The following is a 16,874-nucleotide window of genomic DNA, read 5'->3' on the forward strand; positions in this document are numbered from 1 at the left end:
GCCGGTGTACCGGCTCTCCCCTTTTTGGATGGCCTGGGCTTAAGGATAGTTGGTTATCTGAGAGGTCAAGGAGAGTTGGGCACTAGTTTCGCCCGTACCGTTCGTCAGGAACGCGCCAGCCCGCGAGATACGCGGGCTTGGCGACATGAAATTTTTTATCCAGCGCTACTTTCCACCGTTTCGGCAGGGTAAGTCGTGCGCCACAATTCGAAGCCGCCATCGAGGCTATAGACGTCCGAAAAGCCCTGGCTGACCAAGTAGGCGGCCGCGCTCTGGCTGGAGTTTCCGTGGTAGCAGACCACTACCAGCGGAGCGTCCAGGTCGGCCTTGGCAATGAAGTCGTGCAGCGAGTGATTGTCCAGGTGAAACGAGCCGCTGATGTGTTTGCTGGCGTAGGTCTGTGGGTCACGAATATCGACCACGACGGCACCTTGTTCGCGCAGGGCTTGGGCCTGCTCGGGAGGGATGCGTTTGAATTCGGTCATGAACGGGGATCCTGTTAGGGCTGACGAGGCATTCTAGCGCGTTGTGCCAGGCACGGGGGCAGGTGCCAGATGACCACCTTCGCTGCAGTCGCAGGCATGTCGTTCGCCGGTATCGACATTGAGCAAGGTCAAGGACCCGCCCCATACGCACCCGGTGTCCAGGGCGAAGATGCCGGGCTCTTCGCAGCGACCTTCCAGGGCGGCCCAATGGCCGAAGATAATCTTCAGGCCACGAGTCTTGCGCTGTTTGTGCTGGAACCAGGGGGCATACCCGGGAGCGGCAGTATCGGCGCCTTCCTTGCCCTTGAGATCAAGCTTGCCGTCGGCCGTGCAGAAGCGCATGCGAGTGAAGTAGTTGGTGATCACTCGCAGGCGGGTGACACCCTTGAGGTCTTTGTCCCACTTTTTCGGCTCGTTGCCGTACATGCCATCCAGGTAGGGCTTGAGACGGTTGTCATCGCGCAGCGCCTCTTCGACCTCGGCCGCCAACTGCTGGGCTTTGCTCAGGCTCCACTGCGGCGGTATGCCGGCATGCACCAGAACAGCCTGGCGCTTTTCATCGTAATGTAAGAGCTTTTGCTGACGCAGCCAGTCGAGCAGCTCACGGGCATCCGGCGCGTTCAGGATTTCGCGCAGGGTGTCGCTCTTTTTCAGGCGTTCGATGTTGTGGCCGGCGGCCAGCAAATGCAGGTCATGGTTACCGAGCACGCAGACCAGCGAATCGCGCATCCGGTACAGGAAACGCAGTGTTTCAAGGGATTCGGGGCCGCGATTGACCAAGTCGCCCACCAGCCACAGCCGGTCATTGTCTGGATCGAATCGCACGCGGTCCAGCAGGCACTTCAACGGTTGCAGGCAGCCCTGTAGGTCTCCGACTGCGTATGCCGCCATCAGTGAAGCGCTCCGGGTACGGCGAGGCGGAAGGGGGCAATGATGGCGTCGAACTGTATACCGTCGTCCGTCACCATCTGGTAGCTGCCCTGCATCGCGCCGACCCGGGTGGTCATGACTGTCCCGCTGCTGTAAGTGTGGCTCTTGCCAGCCTCGATCCGTGGCTGCTGGCCGACGACCCCGGCGCCGCGCACTTCTTCGACATGGCCGTCACCGTCGGTGATGATCCAGTGACGCGAAAGCAGCTTGGCCGGGAGCAGACCGTTGTTTTTCACGGTCACGGTGTAGGCAAAGGCAAAGCGGTTGTCTTCGGGCTGCGATTGTTCTGCCAGGTAGCGGGTGACGACGCTGACGTCGATCTGGTAACGGGGATCGGACATTCAAGAGGCCTTTTTCAAGCGAGCGCGGGTCAATGAGCGGTGGGGTCAGTCTAGTTGATGGGCTCGGTACGGGCGAAAAGCGCAAAGCCATTCGCCGGCCCCGGGCCCGCGATACGTCAGTTGGCTGCAGGTTGTTCGGCGAGCTTGTCGGCCAGGCGAACGAAGGCTGCCAGGTCCAGTTGTTCGGGACGCAGGCTGCCATCTACCCCGGCTGCCTCGATGGCGCTGCTGTCGAGCAGGGCCTTGAGGGTGTTGCGCAGGGTCTTGCGGCGTTGGTTGAACGCCTCGCGAACAATGCGCTCCAGCAGGCGATGATCCTTGGCCGGATGCGGCAATACTTCATGGGGAACCAGGCGAACGATGGCCGAGTCGACTTTGGGTGGCGGGTTGAATGCGCCCGGCCCGACGTTGAACAGATGCTCCACCCGGCAGTGGTACTGAACCATGATCGACAAGCGACCCCAATCACCGCCGCCAGGGCCTGCGGCCAGGCGTTCGACCACTTCCTTTTGCAGCATGAAATGCATGTCGCGGATCAGGTGAGCGTTGCTCAGCAAATGGAAGATCAGCGGGGTCGAAATGTTGTAGGGCAGGTTACCCACGACTCGCAGCGTGCCGGGCTCGGCGCCCAGTGTATTGAAATCGAATTTCAGGGCATCGCCCTGGTGCAGACGGAAGTTGTCTTTGCCAGCGAACTGCTGGTTCAGGATCGGCACCAGGTCCTTGTCCAGCTCTACGACGTCCAATTGCGCACCGCTGCCCAGCAGGCCTTCGGTCAGTGCCCCTTGGCCTGGGCCGATTTCCAGCATACGGTCGCCTGGGCGGGCATGGATGGAGCGCAGGATACGGTCGATGACGCCGGCGTCGTGCAGGAAGTTCTGGCCGAAGCGCTTGCGCGCCCGGTGTTGGTACGGCTGGTTCATAGTCGGGTCTCGGCCATCTGGTAAGCGGTTTCCAGCGCGACCTGCAGGCTGCCGGTGTCGATCTGGCCGGTGCCGGCCAGGTCCAGGGCAGTGCCGTGGTCGACGGAAGTACGAATGATCGGCAGGCCCAGGGTCACATTGACCGCGGCGCCAAAGCCTTTGTACTTGAGCACAGGCAAACCTTGGTCGTGGTACATCGCCAGCACTGCGTCGCAATGCTCCAGATATTTTGGGGTAAACAGGGTGTCGGCGGGCAGCGGGCCGCGAAGGTCCATGCCTTCGCCGCGCAAGCGCTGCAGCGCCGGCTCAATGATGTCGATTTCTTCGCGGCCCAGATGGCCGCCTTCGCCGGCATGTGGATTAAGGCCACACACCAGGATTCTCGGTTGGCTAATGCCAAACTTGTGTTTCAGATCCGCATGCAGGATGCGGGTCACTCGCTCCAGCAGCTCAGGAGTGATGGCATCGGCGACTTCTCGCAGGGGGAGGTGGGTGGTTGCCAAGGCCACTCGAAGGCCCCCTGTGGCCAGCATCATCACCACTTGCTCTGTTTGGGTCAGTTCCGCCAGGAATTCGGTGTGACCGGAAAACGCCACGCCGCCTTCGTTGATGACGCCCTTGTGTACGGGAGCGGTGATCATCCCGGCAAAATGCCCGTCCAGGCAGCCAAGGCCTGCGCGGGTCAGGGTTTCCAGGACGAAGCCGGCATTGGCTGTGTCCAGTGTTCCCGTGACCACCGGCGCACCCAGAGGGGTATCCCAGACATACAGGCTGCCCGCCGGTGCGGGTGTGTCGGGGAATGCGTCGGGGAGGACTGGCAGGAGGGTGACAGCCACCCCCAGCTGTGTGGCCCGCTCGGCGAGCAGGTCACGGCTGGTAATGGCAATCAGGGGATGAGGCTGGGATTGCGAGGCGAGCAGCAGGCACAGGTCAGGACCGATGCCCGCGGGTTCGCCGGGTGTCAGGGCAAAGCGCGTGGACGTCACGGCTTGATTTCCACATAGGCCTCGTCACGGATCTGACGGAGCCAGGTTTGCAGTTCTTCGTCGTATTTGCGGTTACGCAATACCGTCATGGCCTGCTGCTCGCGTGCCTGGTCGGTGCTGTCAGTAGCGCGACGGCCAAGGACTTCCAGGACGTGCCAGCCATAAGGGCTCTTGAACGGTTTGGACAGTTCGCCTTGCCGCGTGGTGGCCATGACTTCGCGGAACTCTGGGACCAGGGCGTTCGGGTCGACCCAGTTCAGGTCGCCACCGTTGAGTGCCGAGCCTGGGTCTTCCGAGAAGCTTTTGGCCAGCGTGGCAAAGTCTTCACCCGACTGGATTCGCTCGTAGAGACGTTCGGCCAACAGCTTGGTTTCTGCTTCGGTACGGATTTCGCTTGGCTTGATCAAGATGTGGCGAACATGGATTTCATCGCGCATCTGAGCACCGGCACCGCGTTTTTCCAACAGCTTCAGAATGATGAAGCCGCCGGGAGTACGAACCGGCTGCATGACACTGCCCACCGACATCGAGGCCAGCTCGCGATCGAAAGGAGGCGGCAATTGGGCGGCTTTACGCCAGCCCATTTCGCCGCCTTCCAGTGCGTTGTCGCTGGCAGAGCGGGAGATCGCCATCTGTGCGAAGTCGGCGCCTTGCTTGAGTTGGGTGTAGACGTCCTGGGCCTGCTTGGCGGCAGCCTGGATCGCGTCGGAATTGGCGCTCTCCGGGGTCGGGATCAGGATGTTCGCCAGGCGGAACTCTTCAGACAGCGCCATTTTACCCATGTCGGACGCGAGGAAGTTCTTCACTTCCTGCTCCGAGACCTGGATGCGCTCGGCCACCCGGCGCTGACGGACACGGCTGATGATCATTTCACGGCGGACCTGATCGCGGGCATCGTTGTACGACAGGCCATCGCGGGCCAGGGCGGCTTGGAACTGCGCCACCGTCATGTTGTTGCGCTGGGCAATGGTGCCGATGGCCTGGTTCAGCTCTTCGTCGGTAATGCGGATACCTGAGCGTTCGCCAATCTGCAATTGCAGGTTCTCGACGATCAGGCGTTCCAGTACCTGCTGCTCCAGGACTCCGGCCGGTGGCTGGCTTGCGCCCCGCTTGGCGATGGTTTGCTGAACTTCATGGACGCGCTGGTCCAGTTGGCTCTTCATGACCACGTCGTTATCGACGATGGCCACTACCTTATCCAGGGACTGCACCGCGGCATGTGCCGCGGAACCCATCAACAGCGCGCCCAACACCAGCGGGCGCAGACAATCAGTAAGCTTGATCTTCACGTGTGCGATAACCTTGAATGCCTTTGTCGAGGAAGCCCTCGACCTTGTTGCCCGTAATGCCACCCAGGCCCTTGAGCACGATTTGCAGGAAGACGCCGTGGTCGCCTTTCTCGTTCTGCGGCGCGTATTGACTGAACTCGTCATAGTCGACCCAGTAACGGTTGATCAGGCGCAGTTTCCAGCAGCAGCTGTCATATTCGAAGCCACCGAAGGCTTCCAGTGTACGGTTGCGGTTGTAGTCATGCTGCCAGCGAGCAATCGCGTTCCATTGCGGTACGACCGGCCAGATGACCGAAAAGTCGTGTTGCTCGATCTTGTAGTAATCCTTGATGAAGTTCGGATCACCGGGCGTGCCGTAGTCGCCACCGCCCACCGACCATTTACCGGTCGTGGAGTCGTAGCGGACCAGGTCGTTACGGTAGCGGTAACCGAGGTTGACGACCTTGTTCGGGTTGTCTTCAGGCTGGTAGTGGAACATCGCGCTGCCCGAACGGGTGCTGCGGCTGTCCGGGTCCCAGTTGAAGTCCGAGCTCAGGCGCCAGTCGCGGTTGAAACGGTATTCGTATTCAAGGGCGTAAGGCGACACTTTGGCCTGGGAATCGTCGCGGGTGGCGAAGTCGATACCAGGCAGCTGGACCTTGCGATCCTGGAAGTACACCGCTTGGCCGATGCTGAAACGCTGACGTTCGAAGCCGTTGTCTTCAATCCAGCGGTTGGTGATGCCCAGCGACAGTTTGTTCTCGTCACCGATGCGATCAGTGCCATAGAAGCGGTTGTCGCGGAACAGCGACGCGTAGTTGAAGGTCGTCTCTGCGGTGTCGAAGATCGGGATATCGGTCTGGTCTTCATACGGTACGTAGAGGTAGAACAGGCGCGGCTCAAGTGTCTGGCGATAATCAGTGCCAAACCACTGGGTGCTGCGGTCGAAGTACAGGCCGCTGTCGATGCTGTACACCGGGAGGCCACGATTTTGAGAGCTTTTGAATTGCTCGTCGGCCAGCAGGGTGTTTTGGCCCTGTTGATCGAGATCAAGATCGTAGTTGGTGTAGACGTACTTGACCGAAGGCTTCAGGAAACCGAAGGACCATTCCAGTGGCAAGCTGACTTTCGGCTCGAGGTTGGTGCGGTTGCCGTTAGCGCGCGCCAGGCCGATCACGTTGTTGTCGAGGCGGACTTCAGGAATGCCCTCATCGTTGATGTAGTCGCCGGTACGCAGGTCTCGGTCGAAACGCACGAATTCGGTGTTGTAGCTGAAGTCCAGGCCGCCCGGATTCACTGGCAGAGCACCGTTGAAAGTGATCTGCGGCAGGCGGTCGTACGGGGTGATCTGCGAAACCGTGGCAAGTTTGAGCGATTGCACGTTCAACCGGGCGGTGTAGGAGTCGCCGCGGTAGGAGACCGCACCTTGCTGGTTGACGTAGTCGCTGGTATCGATGCCGATCTGTTCGGTCTTCAGGTCCTGGAAGTAGTACGGGTCGCTGATGTCGGTGTAGTCGACTTCAGTCAATACGCGCGAATCCAGGCCGCCCTTGTGCTGCCAGTTGAGCATCCAGCGCTGCTTGTCGTAGTCCGACTGCAGCTTGCGCTCGTCGTCTTCGTCGTTCAGGTACGCGCCGCCGAACTGGCCTTCGCTGCTCGGGGTCAAGTAGCGGAACTCGCCTTCCATCAACAGGCCGCGCTTGGCCATGTACTGCGGGTACAACGTGGCGTCGTAGTTCGGCGCCAGGTTGAAGTAGTACGGCGTGGTCAAGGCAAAGCCGGTGTCGCTGCTGGTGCCGATGGACGGCGGCAGGAAACCGGACTGGCGACGATCGTCGATCGGGAAGTAGATGTACGGGGTGTAGAAGATCGGTATGTCCTTGACCCGCAGCGTGGCGTTGGTCGCGGTACCGAAGCCGGTGGCAGGGTTCAAGGTGATGTTGTTGCCCTTGAGCTGCCAGGCGTTGCTGTTTGGTTCGCACGTGGTGTACGTACCATCCTTGAGGCGGATGATGGCGTTTTCAGAGCGCTTGGCGTACAGCGCGCTGCCGCGCGTGTTGGACTTGTGCAGCACGTACTCGGCGTTGTCGACCTTCGCTTCGCCGGTGTCGAGCTGGATTTCGGCATGATCGCCGACGACCAGCGCACCGTTGTCGCGCAGCTTGACGTTGCCATTCAGTTCGCCACGGTTTTCGGCCTGGTGCAGGCTGGCCTCGTCGGCCTCGACCTGCATGCTGCCTTGGCGCATGACGACATCACCGGCAAGGGTGGCAACCTGCTGCTCTTGCTCGTAACGCGAAGCCTTGGCACCGATAAAGGTCGGGGCTTCGTCTTTCGGTGTGGTATCGGCCATGCCCGGGCGGATCGGCTCGACGTACGCGCCTGCGCAGTACGGAGCGGTTTCGGCCAATTGGGCAGGGGTGAGCTTGTCCCGCGGGACCCAGTCCAGGTGGTTGTAGTCGGCGCTGCGCGACTTCAAGGCGCGGCCTTTGCTTTGGGTGACCAGCACCGGGGCAGGGCCTTGGTCTGCAACAACGGCCGTTTCACTGCCCGGCTCAGCGGTTTCGCTGGCGGTGCTTGCGGCGCTTTCGTTGTGCACGGGACGAGGAGGCAATACGGCAGTGCTGGATTTGGGCTTGCAGTCCCAGGCACCGGAAGCAGAGACTTGGCAGTCAAACTGTTCCGCCGCGACCACGAATGGCACGGCCAAGGGTTGCATCGCTAGCAAACTGCCAGTGATCAGCAACGGGAATTTTTTACGAAACGCGGGGGAATTCAATGCCATCTTATTTGTCCGGGCTTCCTGCGTGCCATCTGCCCGCGTGTGGGGCCGCACGCCTCTCGATGGTCTGATAAAGATGCTGGATAATAAAGCATGCCCCGCTTGACGGCTAGCGCCGTCGGAGACCCTGCAATGCCTGAACACGATGTACGCCTGCAACAACTCAACGCATGGCTTGATGAACAACTGGCTGGACTCTTCCGGGCCGAGGGCTGGGGGCCGGTTCCAGCGGCCAGCTTGACCGCTGCCAGCAGCGACGCAAGCTTTCGCCGATACTTCCGTTGGCAGGGAGAAGGCCGCAGTTTTATCGTCATGGACGCGCCGCCGCCTCAGGAAAACTGCAAGCCGTTCGTAGACATTGCCCATTTACTGGCCACTGCCGGTATCAATGTACCCGTCATTCACGCCCAGGACCTGGAGCGTGGATTTCTACTGCTCAACGATCTGGGCAACCAGACGTACCTGGATGTGATCAATCCCGAGAACGCCGATGCGCTGCTCAGCGATGCCATCGATGCCTTGCTGGCCTTCCAGCAATTGCCCATGCAGGCGCCGCTGCCCAGCTATGACGTTGCCTTGCTGCGTCGGGAATTGGAATTGTTCCCCGAGTGGTATGTGCGCAAGCATCTGGGACGTGAGCTCGATGCCAGGCAGCAGGCTTGCTGGCAACGTGTCAGTGATTTGCTGATCGACAGCGCCCTGGCCCAGCCCAAGGTGCTGGTACATCGTGACTATATGCCGCGCAACCTGATGCTCAGTACGCCCAACCCCGGTGTCCTGGATTTCCAGGACGCGGTGTACGGCCCTGTGACCTACGACATTACGTGCCTGTTCAAGGATGCGTTTCTTAGCTGGCCCGAAGAGCGCGTGGCGGTCTGGCTTGAGCGTTACTGGAGCCAGGCCCGTGCCTTGAATATCCCGGTTCAGGCGCAATTCGAGGATTTTTGTCGTGCCAGCGACCTGATGGGCGTACAGCGTCACTTGAAAGTGATCGGTATCTTTGCGCGTATTTGCCATCGTGATGGCAAGCCGCGTTACCTGGGCGATGTGCCGCGTTTCTTTGCTTATATCGCCACAGTGGTCGCGCGCCGGCCGGAGCTGGCCGAGTTGGGCGAATTGATTGCCAGCCTTGAAGAAACCCGCGAGGCATCGTCATGAAGGCCATGATCCTCGCCGCTGGCAAAGGCGAGCGCATGCGCCCCCTGACCCTGCACACACCCAAGCCATTGGTGCCGGTGGCTGGCGTACCCTTGATCGAGTATCACCTGCGCGCGCTGGCGGCCGCAGGTTTTCGCGACGTCGTGATCAATCACGCCTGGCTTGGCCAGCAAATTGAAGACCACTTGGGTGACGGTGCGCAGTTCGGCTTGAGTATCCGATACTCAGCCGAAGGCGAGCCGCTGGAAACCGGCGGCGGCATCTACAAGGCCTTGCCATTGCTGGGCGATCAGCCGTTTGTAATCGTCAATGGCGATGTCTGGACCGACTATGATTTTCGAGCCCTTCGCAAGCCGCTGGCCGGTCAGGCGCATCTGGTGTTGGTCGACAACCCGGCGCATCACCCGGTGGGCGACTTTTCGCTGGTCGACGGGCAGGTTCGAGACAGCGGGGATGAGCAAAAAATGACCTACACCGGCATTGCTGTGCTCAATCCTGCGTTGTTTGATGGCAGCAGTCCAGGTGCGTTCAAGCTGGCACCCTTGTTGCGCAAGGCGATGGAGCAGGGGCAGGTCACGGGCGAACACTTCAGCGGTCGCTGGGTCGATGTCGGCACCCACGAGCGACTGGCCGAAGTTGAACATTTGCTTGTCGGACAACGCTGAATGCTCTGGCCTACTACCCTGATTGGAGCAGGGGCCGGTTTCGCGATCGCCAGTATTCCGGGTGCGCTGCTGGGTGCCCTATTAGGGCAAGCCATGGATCGGCGCATTCGGGTACAGGACTGGGCTGACCTGCGCGAGCGGCTCAGTGGCCGTTCGGCGCTGGGCGATGATGAAGTGTTGTTTGTCTTGTTGGGGCGACTGGCCAAGAGTTCGGGACGTGTTGTCGACGGGCATATACAGCAGGCTCAGCAGGAGATGCGCAGGCTGGGGCTGGAGGGAGACACAAAACGGCGGGCCATCGACGCGTTCAATCGGGGCAAGAGTGGCAGTGATCGCTTGCGCGGTCATCTGTTGCGCCTCAATCGTCAGCCCAACACTGCAGAAGGCCTGCTGCGGGCTTGCTGGCGGATGATCTGGGCCGATGGCCGGGCTAGCCGCGAAGAGCGCGAGTTGATTCTGCTCTGGGGTCGATGGTTGGGCTGGGAGCAAGCCCGGATACGTGGATTGTCGCTGGATTATGAGCCGCAGCGAACGGTGCCTGCTGCTCGTGCCAACAGCTATCAGGATGCCTTGTGCCTGTTGGGCGTCGCGGCCAACGCGGAGCCGGCGCACATCAAGCGGGCTTATCGACGTCTGTTGAGTCGCCATCATCCCGATAAATTGACCGGCAACGGCGTCACCCCTGCTCAGGTTCGCGAGGCGACTGAGCGCACCCGCGAGTTGCATCAGGCCTATGCGTTGGTCCGCCAGCGGCGAGACTTCTGACGGCAGGCTCAGTTCTCTGCTGGCGTTATCCAGCCACGTACCCGGCGAACCAGTTGTTCTTGCTCGGTTGCCGGGTTGCCGGGCAGTGCATTGAGCGAGATGTGTCGATAACCGCTGTCTTTCTGGCGTTTGCTGGCTTGCAGGCGCTGCCGCGCGGCCTTGGCCACTCGTGGGTCCCCGCCGTACACGATATCGGCGATCGGAATTTTCAGGCTGGCCACCAATTCATCCAGGCGCTGATTGGCAATCGGCGGTGTTACTGCCGCGACCATGACCAGTTTTTGCACCAGGGCCGGCTGGCGCTGTTGCACGTACAGGGCACTCCAGTAGGCGCCGGTGCCATGGCCTAGCAGGACAATGTCGCGGGCTTTCTGCTGTTGGGCATAAGCGATGCCGGCATCGATTCGTGCGAAGATCCGCTGGGCGTCTTCATTGGCCCAGTCTACAGGCGCGCTCTGGGCCGGGCTGGTTTCGGCCGTATCGGTTTCGGCAGCGGTGGCCTGCTCGACATGGGTCACGGTGTCTGCGGGCGTTGCGGGTGCACTTTTTTCAATGGGCGCAACGGCGGCGTCATGCGATGGGGCTGCCTCGGTGAGCAGATCTGGCAGTGTCAGGCTCAGGCTGTGCCACCCGGCATTTGGCAGCTTGCGCCGAAGTGGGCCGATTGCCTGCGGCCAGTCGGCGGTTTCGCCAGCGCCTGGGACGATCACAACTGCACCGTGCGGGTTACTACTGTTGGCAGGCTTGTAGAGGGCGAGAAACTCATCATTGCCGGCTTGCAGGGTTTGTTGCTCTGAGCGCGGCAACTGCCGCTCCAGCGCGATGGCGGCTTCCTGACTACGCTCGAGCAGTGGCTGGCGCTCTGCGGGCGTCGGTTCAGGTGCCGCCGTTTGTGGGCTGTCGGCGGCCAGGGCTTGGGTGGTACAAGGTAGTATCAGTGCAAGGCACATTGCCATGAGTGGCGTGCGATAGAGGTGCAGCATTGGTAAACCCGGGCCGGAAACAATACCGGCAGCCTAATGGTATTTATCGGGGACAGCCATGATCTGCCATGGCCATGATCTTCATTAATGAGACACAAGACGATGCGTTTGTGCTGCCTGTGGATTATCGGCTGGTTGTGCGTTCCCTTGATGGGCTGGGCCGAGGAACCCGTTGCCAGCCCCGAGGTTCGGTTAAATGCCGCCCAGCAGCAATGGTTGCAAGCGCACCGCAGCCTGCGCGTGGGTTTGGTGCTGCAAGCCCCGTACGCACAGTTTGACCGGCGCCTGCAGCAGATGTCGGGCCCCAATGTCGAATTGATCGAATGGATTGCCCGGCTCTTGCGCCTGGACCTGACCTGGCGCAACTTCGCTGACCAGGCTTCCCTGGAGCAAGCCCTGCACGAAGGTGAGATCGACATGGCGCCTGGCTTGATCCAGACGCCAGCGAGCCTGCGCAGTTGGTTATTTTCCGATCCCTACATGCGGGTGCCACAACTGGTGATCGGGCCTCGAAGCGGCGCCGGGGCGGTCGATCTGGAAACGCTCGACAGCCGTGACCGGGTGGCTGTGCGCATGCCAAGCGCGGTCGCCGACTATCTTCGCAGCACCTACTCGAACCTGAATCTGCAAGGCGTGCCTATCGAGCGTCAGGCGCTGCAACTGCTGCTCAGCGAGCAGGCTCGTTATGCCGTGGTCGATGAAGCGCAATTGAGCCGGTTGTCTCGTGAGTCCGAGTTTTCCGACCTGGTGGTGGTGGGTGATATTGGCTTGCCGCAATTGCTGCGCGTTGGCTCGCGCCGGGATTGGCCACAATTGGCCGATATCATCGAGCAAGCCTTGCTGGCAATCCCCGCCAAGGACCTGGAGAAACTCCACGAGCGCTGGCTGCAGCCCAAATATCCCCGCCTGACCGATTCCGCTCGGTTCTGGCAGAACCTCTGCCTGTTGTTCGGCGCCCTGTTGTTCGTAAGCGTTACCCTGGTGTTTTTTCTACGCCGCCAGAAACGCGCTCTGGAGCAGCGTTTGCTGGGCGCACGGGAAGACCTCGCACACTATCGTGCCAGTGAGGCGGCGCTGCGCTTGGCGCAATTCTCCATCGACCAGAGCGCCGTGGGCATCCTCTGGGTCAACTGGGACAGTCATGTGCGCTATGCCAACCGCGCCGCCGAAGCCATGCTCGGGTACTCGGCTGGGGCGGTGGTCAATCGGCCCTTGATCGATTTCGACCCAACCCTGCACATGGACCGTTGGTTGAACCTGTGGCGCCGGGCGCGTTCAAGTGACGATGTCTTGCCTACCTTCGAAACCAATTGCATGCGGGCCGATGGCAGCGTGTTACCCGCCGATGTCTCTCTGAGCTTCTTGCGCTTTCGGGATGCCGAGTATCTGGTGGTGTTTCTCACCGACGTCACCGAGCGCCGGCGTGCGTTGGCAGCCTTGCAGGAAAGTGAGGCACGACTTCAGGGCATCGCCGCCAATGTGCCCGGAATGGTATTTCGCCTTGAACGTGTGCGGCCCGGGGCACAGCTTGAGTTCGCCTACATCAGTGAAGGCAGCGAGGCGTTGGTTGGCTACTCGCCCGCCACGCTACGCCACCCCGACATGGGGTTACGCAGCCTTGTCCACCCGGACGATCGCGCCGATTACCACCGGACCCAGGATCACGCACTGGATACCGACAGTGACTGGTCGTGGCAGGGCCGGATCCTGACCCGCGAGGGTGAGGAACGCTGGGCCGAAATCAAGGCCATCACCCGTGGGTTGGGCGAGGGGCGAGTTGTCTGGGACGGCATTGTCTGGGATATCAGCGACAGCAAGCGTATCGAGCATGCGTTGGCCAGTTCTCAGGAGCAGCTGCGAGAACTGTCGGCACACCTTGAGAGCGTTCGCGAAGAAGAAAAAGCCCGCATCGCCCGTGAAGTGCATGATGAGCTGGGGCAGATGTTAACGGTGCTCAAACTGGAGACATCCATGTGTGAACTGGCGTATGCCCACCTGGACCCAGGCTTGAATGATCGGCTCAACAGCATGAAGCGCCTGATTGCTCAGTTGTTCCAGCTTATTCGTGACGTGGCCACTGCCTTGCGGCCACCGATCCTGGACGCTGGCATCGGTTCGGCCATTGAATGGCAAACGCGGCGTTTTGAAGCGCGCACGCAGATTCCTTGCCTGGTGCAGGTGCCGGACCATTTGCCTGCGTTGAGCGATGCCAAGGCTATCGGCCTGTTCAGGATTCTCCAGGAGGCGCTGACCAATGTGATGCGCCATGCCCAAGCGCATACTGTGCACATCAGTCTGGTGCTGGAGGGGCCGGACTTGTCGATGACCATCAGCGATGATGGCTGCGGCTTCGAGCTAACCGCCAGCCGGCCGACTTCATTTGGCCTGGTTGGCATGCGCGAGCGAGTATTGATGCTGGGCGGCAGCCTGGCGCTGGACAGTGAACCGGGGGAGGGCACCACCTTGAGCGTGCGCCTACCTTTTGATGCAGGAGAGCGGCAGTGATTCGTGTTTTGGTGGCAGAAGATCACACCATCGTTCGGGAAGGTATCAAGCAACTGATCGGCCTGGCCAAGGACCTGCAAGTCGTGGGCGAAGCCGCCAATGGTGAGCAGCTACTCGAGGCCTTGCGGCAAACGCCCTGCGAGGTGGTGCTGCTGGACATTTCGATGCCGGGTGTCAACGGCCTGGAAGCCATCCCCAGAATCAGGGCACTGAATACCCCACCGGCTATTTTGGTGCTGTCGATGCACGATGAAGCCCAGATGGCGGCCCGCGCCTTGAAAATGGGTGCAGCGGGCTACGCAACCAAAGACAGCGACCCTGCTCTATTGCTGACAGCCATCCGACGAGTGGCTAATGGAGGACGTTATATTGACCCGGACTTGGCGGATCGGATGGTCTTCGAGGTCGGTCTGACCGACGCCAGGCCGCTGCACTCGCTGCTTTCAGAGCGCGAATTTTCGGTATTCGAGCGCCTGGCCCAAGGCGCCAACGTCAATGATATCGCTCAACAGCTGGCCCTGAGCAACAAGACCATCAGTACCCACAAGGCTCGCTTGATGCAGAAACTCAATGTGAATTCGCTGGCCGAATTAGTGAAGTACGCCATGGAGCACAAGCTGGTCTAGGTCTGTTCCAAAAACGACCTGTCTTGCCCATCTGTGTGAATGACCTTGGTCGCACTGGGCCGCGCAGCGGCCCCTGAGCGGCTTCGCGGCCCGACCTGCCCTCATCCAAAAAACGCCATCACTGTAGGGCAATCCCTACCCCGGTGCTTCCAAGTCGCTGATATCAATCTCTCTCACCCCCCGATTTGCGCCCGCTGCCAGCTTCACTAGGCTTAGTCCACGGCAGTCATCCAATAAAAAGGTGTGGGTATGAGCGAGGTGAATTCGAGCGCTGGGGCAGGTGAGGTGCTGGTCAGCTTTCGTGGCGTGCAGAAAAGCTACGACGGCGAAAACCTGATCGTCAAAGACCTTAACCTGGAAATTCGCAAAGGCGAGTTTCTCACCTTGCTTGGGCCTTCCGGTTCCGGCAAGACCACCAGCCTGATGATGCTGGCCGGGTTCGAAACCCCGACCGCCGGCGAGATCAAACTGGCCGGCAAGTCCATCAACCATGTACCGCCGCACAAGCGCGACATCGGCATGGTGTTCCAGAACTACGCCTTGTTCCCCCACATGACCGTTGCCGAAAACCTGGCCTTTCCGCTCAGCGTTCGCGGCTTGAGCAAGACCGATGTCAGTGAGCGAGTGAAGAAGGTCCTGAGCATGGTTCAGCTCGATGCCTTCGCCCAGCGCTACCCCGCGCAGTTGTCCGGTGGCCAGCAGCAGCGAGTGGCGTTGGCCCGAGCGCTGGTGTTCGAACCGCAACTGGTGCTGATGGATGAGCCGCTGGGCGCGCTGGACAAACAACTGCGCGAGCACATGCAGATGGAGATCAAACACCTGCACCAGCGCTTGGGCGTGACGGTGGTGTACGTGACCCACGACCAGGGCGAAGCGTTGACCATGTCCGACCGCGTGGCGGTCTTCCATCAGGGCGAAATCCAGCAGATTGCCGACCCACGCACCCTCTACGAAGAACCCAAAAACACCTTCGTTGCCAACTTCATCGGTGAAAACAACCGCATCAGCGGCCAGTTGCTTAGCCAGGACGGCGACAAGTGCGTGATTGCATTGCCGCGTGGCGAGAAGGTCCAGGCGTTGGCGGTCAATGTTGGCCAGCCAGGGGAAGCGGTCACCTTGTCGATTCGCCCTGAGCGGGTTCGCCTCAATGGCCACAGCGAAAGCTGCGTGAACCGCTTCTCAGGAAGGGTCGCCGAATTCATTTATCTGGGTGATCACGTGCGGATGCGCCTGGAGGTGTGCGGTAAAACCGATTTCTTCGTCAAACAGCCCATCGCCGAACTCGACCCGGCGCTGGCCGTGGGCGATGTGGTGCCGCTTGGTTGGCAAGTCGAGCACGCACGGGCGCTCGACCCGCTGGAAGTCAACTGAAAGACAGCTTCACCAACCTTGTATTGTGGAGAAAATAATAATGATCAAACACTTGAAACTGACTGCCCTGACACTGGGCATGCTGGGCGCAGCCCAGGCGATGGCGGCGGGCCCGGATCTGACCGTGGTGTCTTTCGGTGGTGCCAACAAGGCGGCGCAGGTCAAGGCGTTCTATATGCCTTGGGAACAAGCCGGAAATGGAAAGATCGTTGCCGGTGAGTACAACGGTGAGATGGCCAGGGTCAAAGCCATGGTCGACACCAAAAGCGTAGATTGGGATCTGGTTGAAGTTGAGTCGCCTGAGCTGTCTCGTGGTTGCGATGAAGGCATGTTCGAAGAGATCGATCCGGCCCTGGTCGGTAAAGCAGAGGACTTCGTCAAAGGCGCCATCCAGCCCTGCGGTGTGGGTTTCTTCGTATGGTCCACCGTGCTGGCCTACAACGCCGACAAACTGAAAAGCGCGCCAACGAGTTGGGCTGACTTCTGGGACACCAAGCAGTTCCCCGGCAAGCGCGGCCTGCGCAAAGGCGCCAAATACACCCTCGAATTCGCTCTGATGGCCGACGGCGTAGCGCCTAAGGACGTCTACCAAGTCCTGGGCACCAAAGACGGCGTGGACCGCGCATTCAAGAAACTCGACGAACTCAAACCCAGCATTCAGTGGTGGGAAGCCGGCGCGCAGCCGCCACAGTATCTGGCTTCGGGCGACGTGGTCATGAGCTCGGCCTACAACGGCCGAATCGCTGCCGTACAGAAAGAAAGCAACCTGAAAGTGGTCTGGAACGGCGGCATTTACGACTTCGACTCATGGGCCATCCCCAAAGGCGCCAAAAACGTAGAGGCCGCGAAGAAGTTCCTCGCCTGGTCCGTTCAGCCCGAGCAGCAGAAAACCTACTCGCAGAACATCGCCTACGGCCCGGCCAACACCCAGGCGGTACCGCTGTTGGATAAGGCGATCCTCAAGGACATGCCGACCACGCCGGAAAACATCGCCAATCAGGTGCAGATCGATGTGCTCTTCTGGGCCGACAACAGTGAGCAACTGGAGCAACGTTTCAACGCTTGGGCTGCCAAGTAACTGTAGGA

The 16,874-nt window shown here is 60.5% G+C and carries 15 protein-coding genes; 7 read left to right on the forward strand and 8 right to left on the reverse strand.

Annotation, left to right across the window (positions count from 1 at the left end):
• Positions 1–155: 155 nt before the first annotated feature.
• The 7 genes from glpE to AC3IX4_RS02155 form a co-directional block, all read right to left on the reverse strand.
• Positions 156–485 (reverse strand): thiosulfate sulfurtransferase GlpE, encoded by a 330-nt coding sequence (gene glpE / locus AC3IX4_RS02125; RefSeq protein ID WP_489259040.1) that lies wholly within the window; start codon positions 483–485, stop codon positions 156–158.
• A gap of 33 nt (positions 486–518) precedes the next feature.
• A complete protein-coding gene (locus AC3IX4_RS02130; protein WP_489259041.1) occupies positions 519–1,376 on the reverse strand; it encodes a symmetrical bis(5'-nucleosyl)-tetraphosphatase in 858 nt (285 codons plus the stop codon).
• Positions 1,376–1,756 (reverse strand): Co2+/Mg2+ efflux protein ApaG, encoded by a 381-nt coding sequence (gene apaG / locus AC3IX4_RS02135; protein WP_489259042.1) that lies wholly within the window; start codon positions 1,754–1,756, stop codon positions 1,376–1,378. The genes AC3IX4_RS02130 and apaG overlap by 1 nt, the downstream gene beginning before the upstream one ends.
• Before the next feature lie 116 nt (positions 1,757–1,872).
• Positions 1,873–2,679, reverse strand: coding sequence for a 16S rRNA (adenine(1518)-N(6)/adenine(1519)-N(6))-dimethyltransferase RsmA (gene rsmA, locus AC3IX4_RS02140; protein ID WP_489259043.1), 807 nt, complete (start codon positions 2,677–2,679; stop codon positions 1,873–1,875).
• Positions 2,676–3,665: a 4-hydroxythreonine-4-phosphate dehydrogenase PdxA gene (gene pdxA, locus AC3IX4_RS02145; protein WP_489259044.1), complete on the reverse strand. Its 990-nt coding sequence runs from the start codon at positions 3,663–3,665 to the stop codon at positions 2,676–2,678. The genes rsmA and pdxA overlap by 4 nt, the downstream gene beginning before the upstream one ends.
• Complete coding sequence (gene surA / locus AC3IX4_RS02150) at positions 3,662–4,954, reverse strand: peptidylprolyl isomerase SurA (protein WP_489259045.1); 1,293 nt, start codon at positions 4,952–4,954, stop codon at positions 3,662–3,664. The genes pdxA and surA overlap by 4 nt, the downstream gene beginning before the upstream one ends.
• Complete coding sequence (locus AC3IX4_RS02155; protein ID WP_489259046.1) at positions 4,935–7,718, reverse strand: LPS-assembly protein LptD; 2,784 nt, start codon at positions 7,716–7,718, stop codon at positions 4,935–4,937. The genes surA and AC3IX4_RS02155 overlap by 20 nt, the downstream gene beginning before the upstream one ends.
• 129 nt (positions 7,719–7,847) lie before the next feature.
• On the opposite strand from AC3IX4_RS02155, the gene AC3IX4_RS02160 reads away from it, so the two are divergent.
• The 3 genes from AC3IX4_RS02160 to AC3IX4_RS02170 are packed head-to-tail and all read left to right on the forward strand — an operon-like array spanning position 7,848 to position 10,303.
• Positions 7,848–8,873: an aminoglycoside phosphotransferase family protein gene (locus AC3IX4_RS02160; RefSeq protein WP_489259047.1), complete on the forward strand. Its 1,026-nt coding sequence runs from the start codon at positions 7,848–7,850 to the stop codon at positions 8,871–8,873.
• Complete coding sequence (gene murU, locus AC3IX4_RS02165; RefSeq protein WP_489259048.1) at positions 8,870–9,538, forward strand: N-acetylmuramate alpha-1-phosphate uridylyltransferase MurU; 669 nt, start codon at positions 8,870–8,872, stop codon at positions 9,536–9,538. The genes AC3IX4_RS02160 and murU overlap by 4 nt, the downstream gene beginning before the upstream one ends.
• Entirely contained in the window at positions 9,539–10,303 is a 765-nt protein-coding gene (locus AC3IX4_RS02170) for a DnaJ domain-containing protein (RefSeq protein WP_489259049.1), read from the forward strand.
• An 8-nt stretch (positions 10,304–10,311) separates the two neighbouring features.
• Here the strand turns inward: AC3IX4_RS02170 and AC3IX4_RS02175 are convergent, their stop codons facing one another.
• A complete protein-coding gene (locus AC3IX4_RS02175) occupies positions 10,312–11,286 on the reverse strand; it encodes an alpha/beta hydrolase family protein (RefSeq protein WP_489259050.1) in 975 nt (324 codons plus the stop codon).
• A 102-nt stretch (positions 11,287–11,388) separates the two neighbouring features.
• Here AC3IX4_RS02175 and AC3IX4_RS02180 point away from each other — a divergent pair, with 102 nt between their 5' ends.
• From AC3IX4_RS02180 to AC3IX4_RS02195, 4 genes are all read left to right on the forward strand, one after another.
• Entirely contained in the window at positions 11,389–13,791 is a 2,403-nt protein-coding gene (locus AC3IX4_RS02180) for a PAS domain-containing sensor histidine kinase (protein WP_489261191.1), read from the forward strand.
• A complete protein-coding gene (locus AC3IX4_RS02185; protein WP_489259051.1) occupies positions 13,788–14,417 on the forward strand; it encodes a response regulator in 630 nt (209 codons plus the stop codon). The genes AC3IX4_RS02180 and AC3IX4_RS02185 overlap by 4 nt, the downstream gene beginning before the upstream one ends.
• A 249-nt stretch (positions 14,418–14,666) precedes the next feature.
• On the forward strand, positions 14,667–15,788 hold the full coding sequence (locus AC3IX4_RS02190) for an ABC transporter ATP-binding protein (RefSeq protein ID WP_489259052.1): 1,122 nt from the start codon (positions 14,667–14,669) through the stop codon (positions 15,786–15,788).
• A gap of 40 nt (positions 15,789–15,828) precedes the next feature.
• Complete coding sequence (locus AC3IX4_RS02195; RefSeq protein ID WP_489259053.1) at positions 15,829–16,866, forward strand: ABC transporter substrate-binding protein; 1,038 nt, start codon at positions 15,829–15,831, stop codon at positions 16,864–16,866.
• The last annotated feature ends 8 nt before the right edge of the window (positions 16,867–16,874 follow it).

It is taken from the genome of Pseudomonas sp. KH_021, from assembly GCF_057838865.1.

Bases quoted from the DNA above. Each gene is read 5' to 3' on its own strand.
- AC3IX4_RS02175 (WP_489259050.1), bottom strand. From the start codon at position 11,286: ATGCTGCACCTCTATCGCACGCCACTCATGGCAATGTGCCTTGCACTG.
- AC3IX4_RS02130 (WP_489259041.1), bottom strand. From the start codon at position 1,376: ATGGCGGCATACGCAGTCGGAGACCTACAGGGCTGCCTGCAACCGTTG.
- rsmA (WP_489259043.1), bottom strand. From the start codon at position 2,679: ATGAACCAGCCGTACCAACACCGGGCGCGCAAGCGCTTCGGCCAGAAC.
- glpE (WP_489259040.1), bottom strand. From the start codon at position 485: ATGACCGAATTCAAACGCATCCCTCCCGAGCAGGCCCAAGCCCTGCGC.
- AC3IX4_RS02190 (WP_489259052.1), top strand. From the start codon at position 14,667: ATGAGCGAGGTGAATTCGAGCGCTGGGGCAGGTGAGGTGCTGGTCAGC.
- AC3IX4_RS02195 (WP_489259053.1), top strand. From the start codon at position 15,829: ATGATCAAACACTTGAAACTGACTGCCCTGACACTGGGCATGCTGGGC.
- AC3IX4_RS02170 (WP_489259049.1), top strand. From the start codon at position 9,539: ATGCTCTGGCCTACTACCCTGATTGGAGCAGGGGCCGGTTTCGCGATC.
- AC3IX4_RS02180 (WP_489261191.1), top strand. From the start codon at position 11,389: ATGCGTTTGTGCTGCCTGTGGATTATCGGCTGGTTGTGCGTTCCCTTG.
- murU (WP_489259048.1), top strand. From the start codon at position 8,870: ATGAAGGCCATGATCCTCGCCGCTGGCAAAGGCGAGCGCATGCGCCCC.
- AC3IX4_RS02155 (WP_489259046.1), bottom strand. From the start codon at position 7,718: ATGGCATTGAATTCCCCCGCGTTTCGTAAAAAATTCCCGTTGCTGATC.
- AC3IX4_RS02160 (WP_489259047.1), top strand. From the start codon at position 7,848: ATGCCTGAACACGATGTACGCCTGCAACAACTCAACGCATGGCTTGAT.
- apaG (WP_489259042.1), bottom strand. From the start codon at position 1,756: ATGTCCGATCCCCGTTACCAGATCGACGTCAGCGTCGTCACCCGCTAC.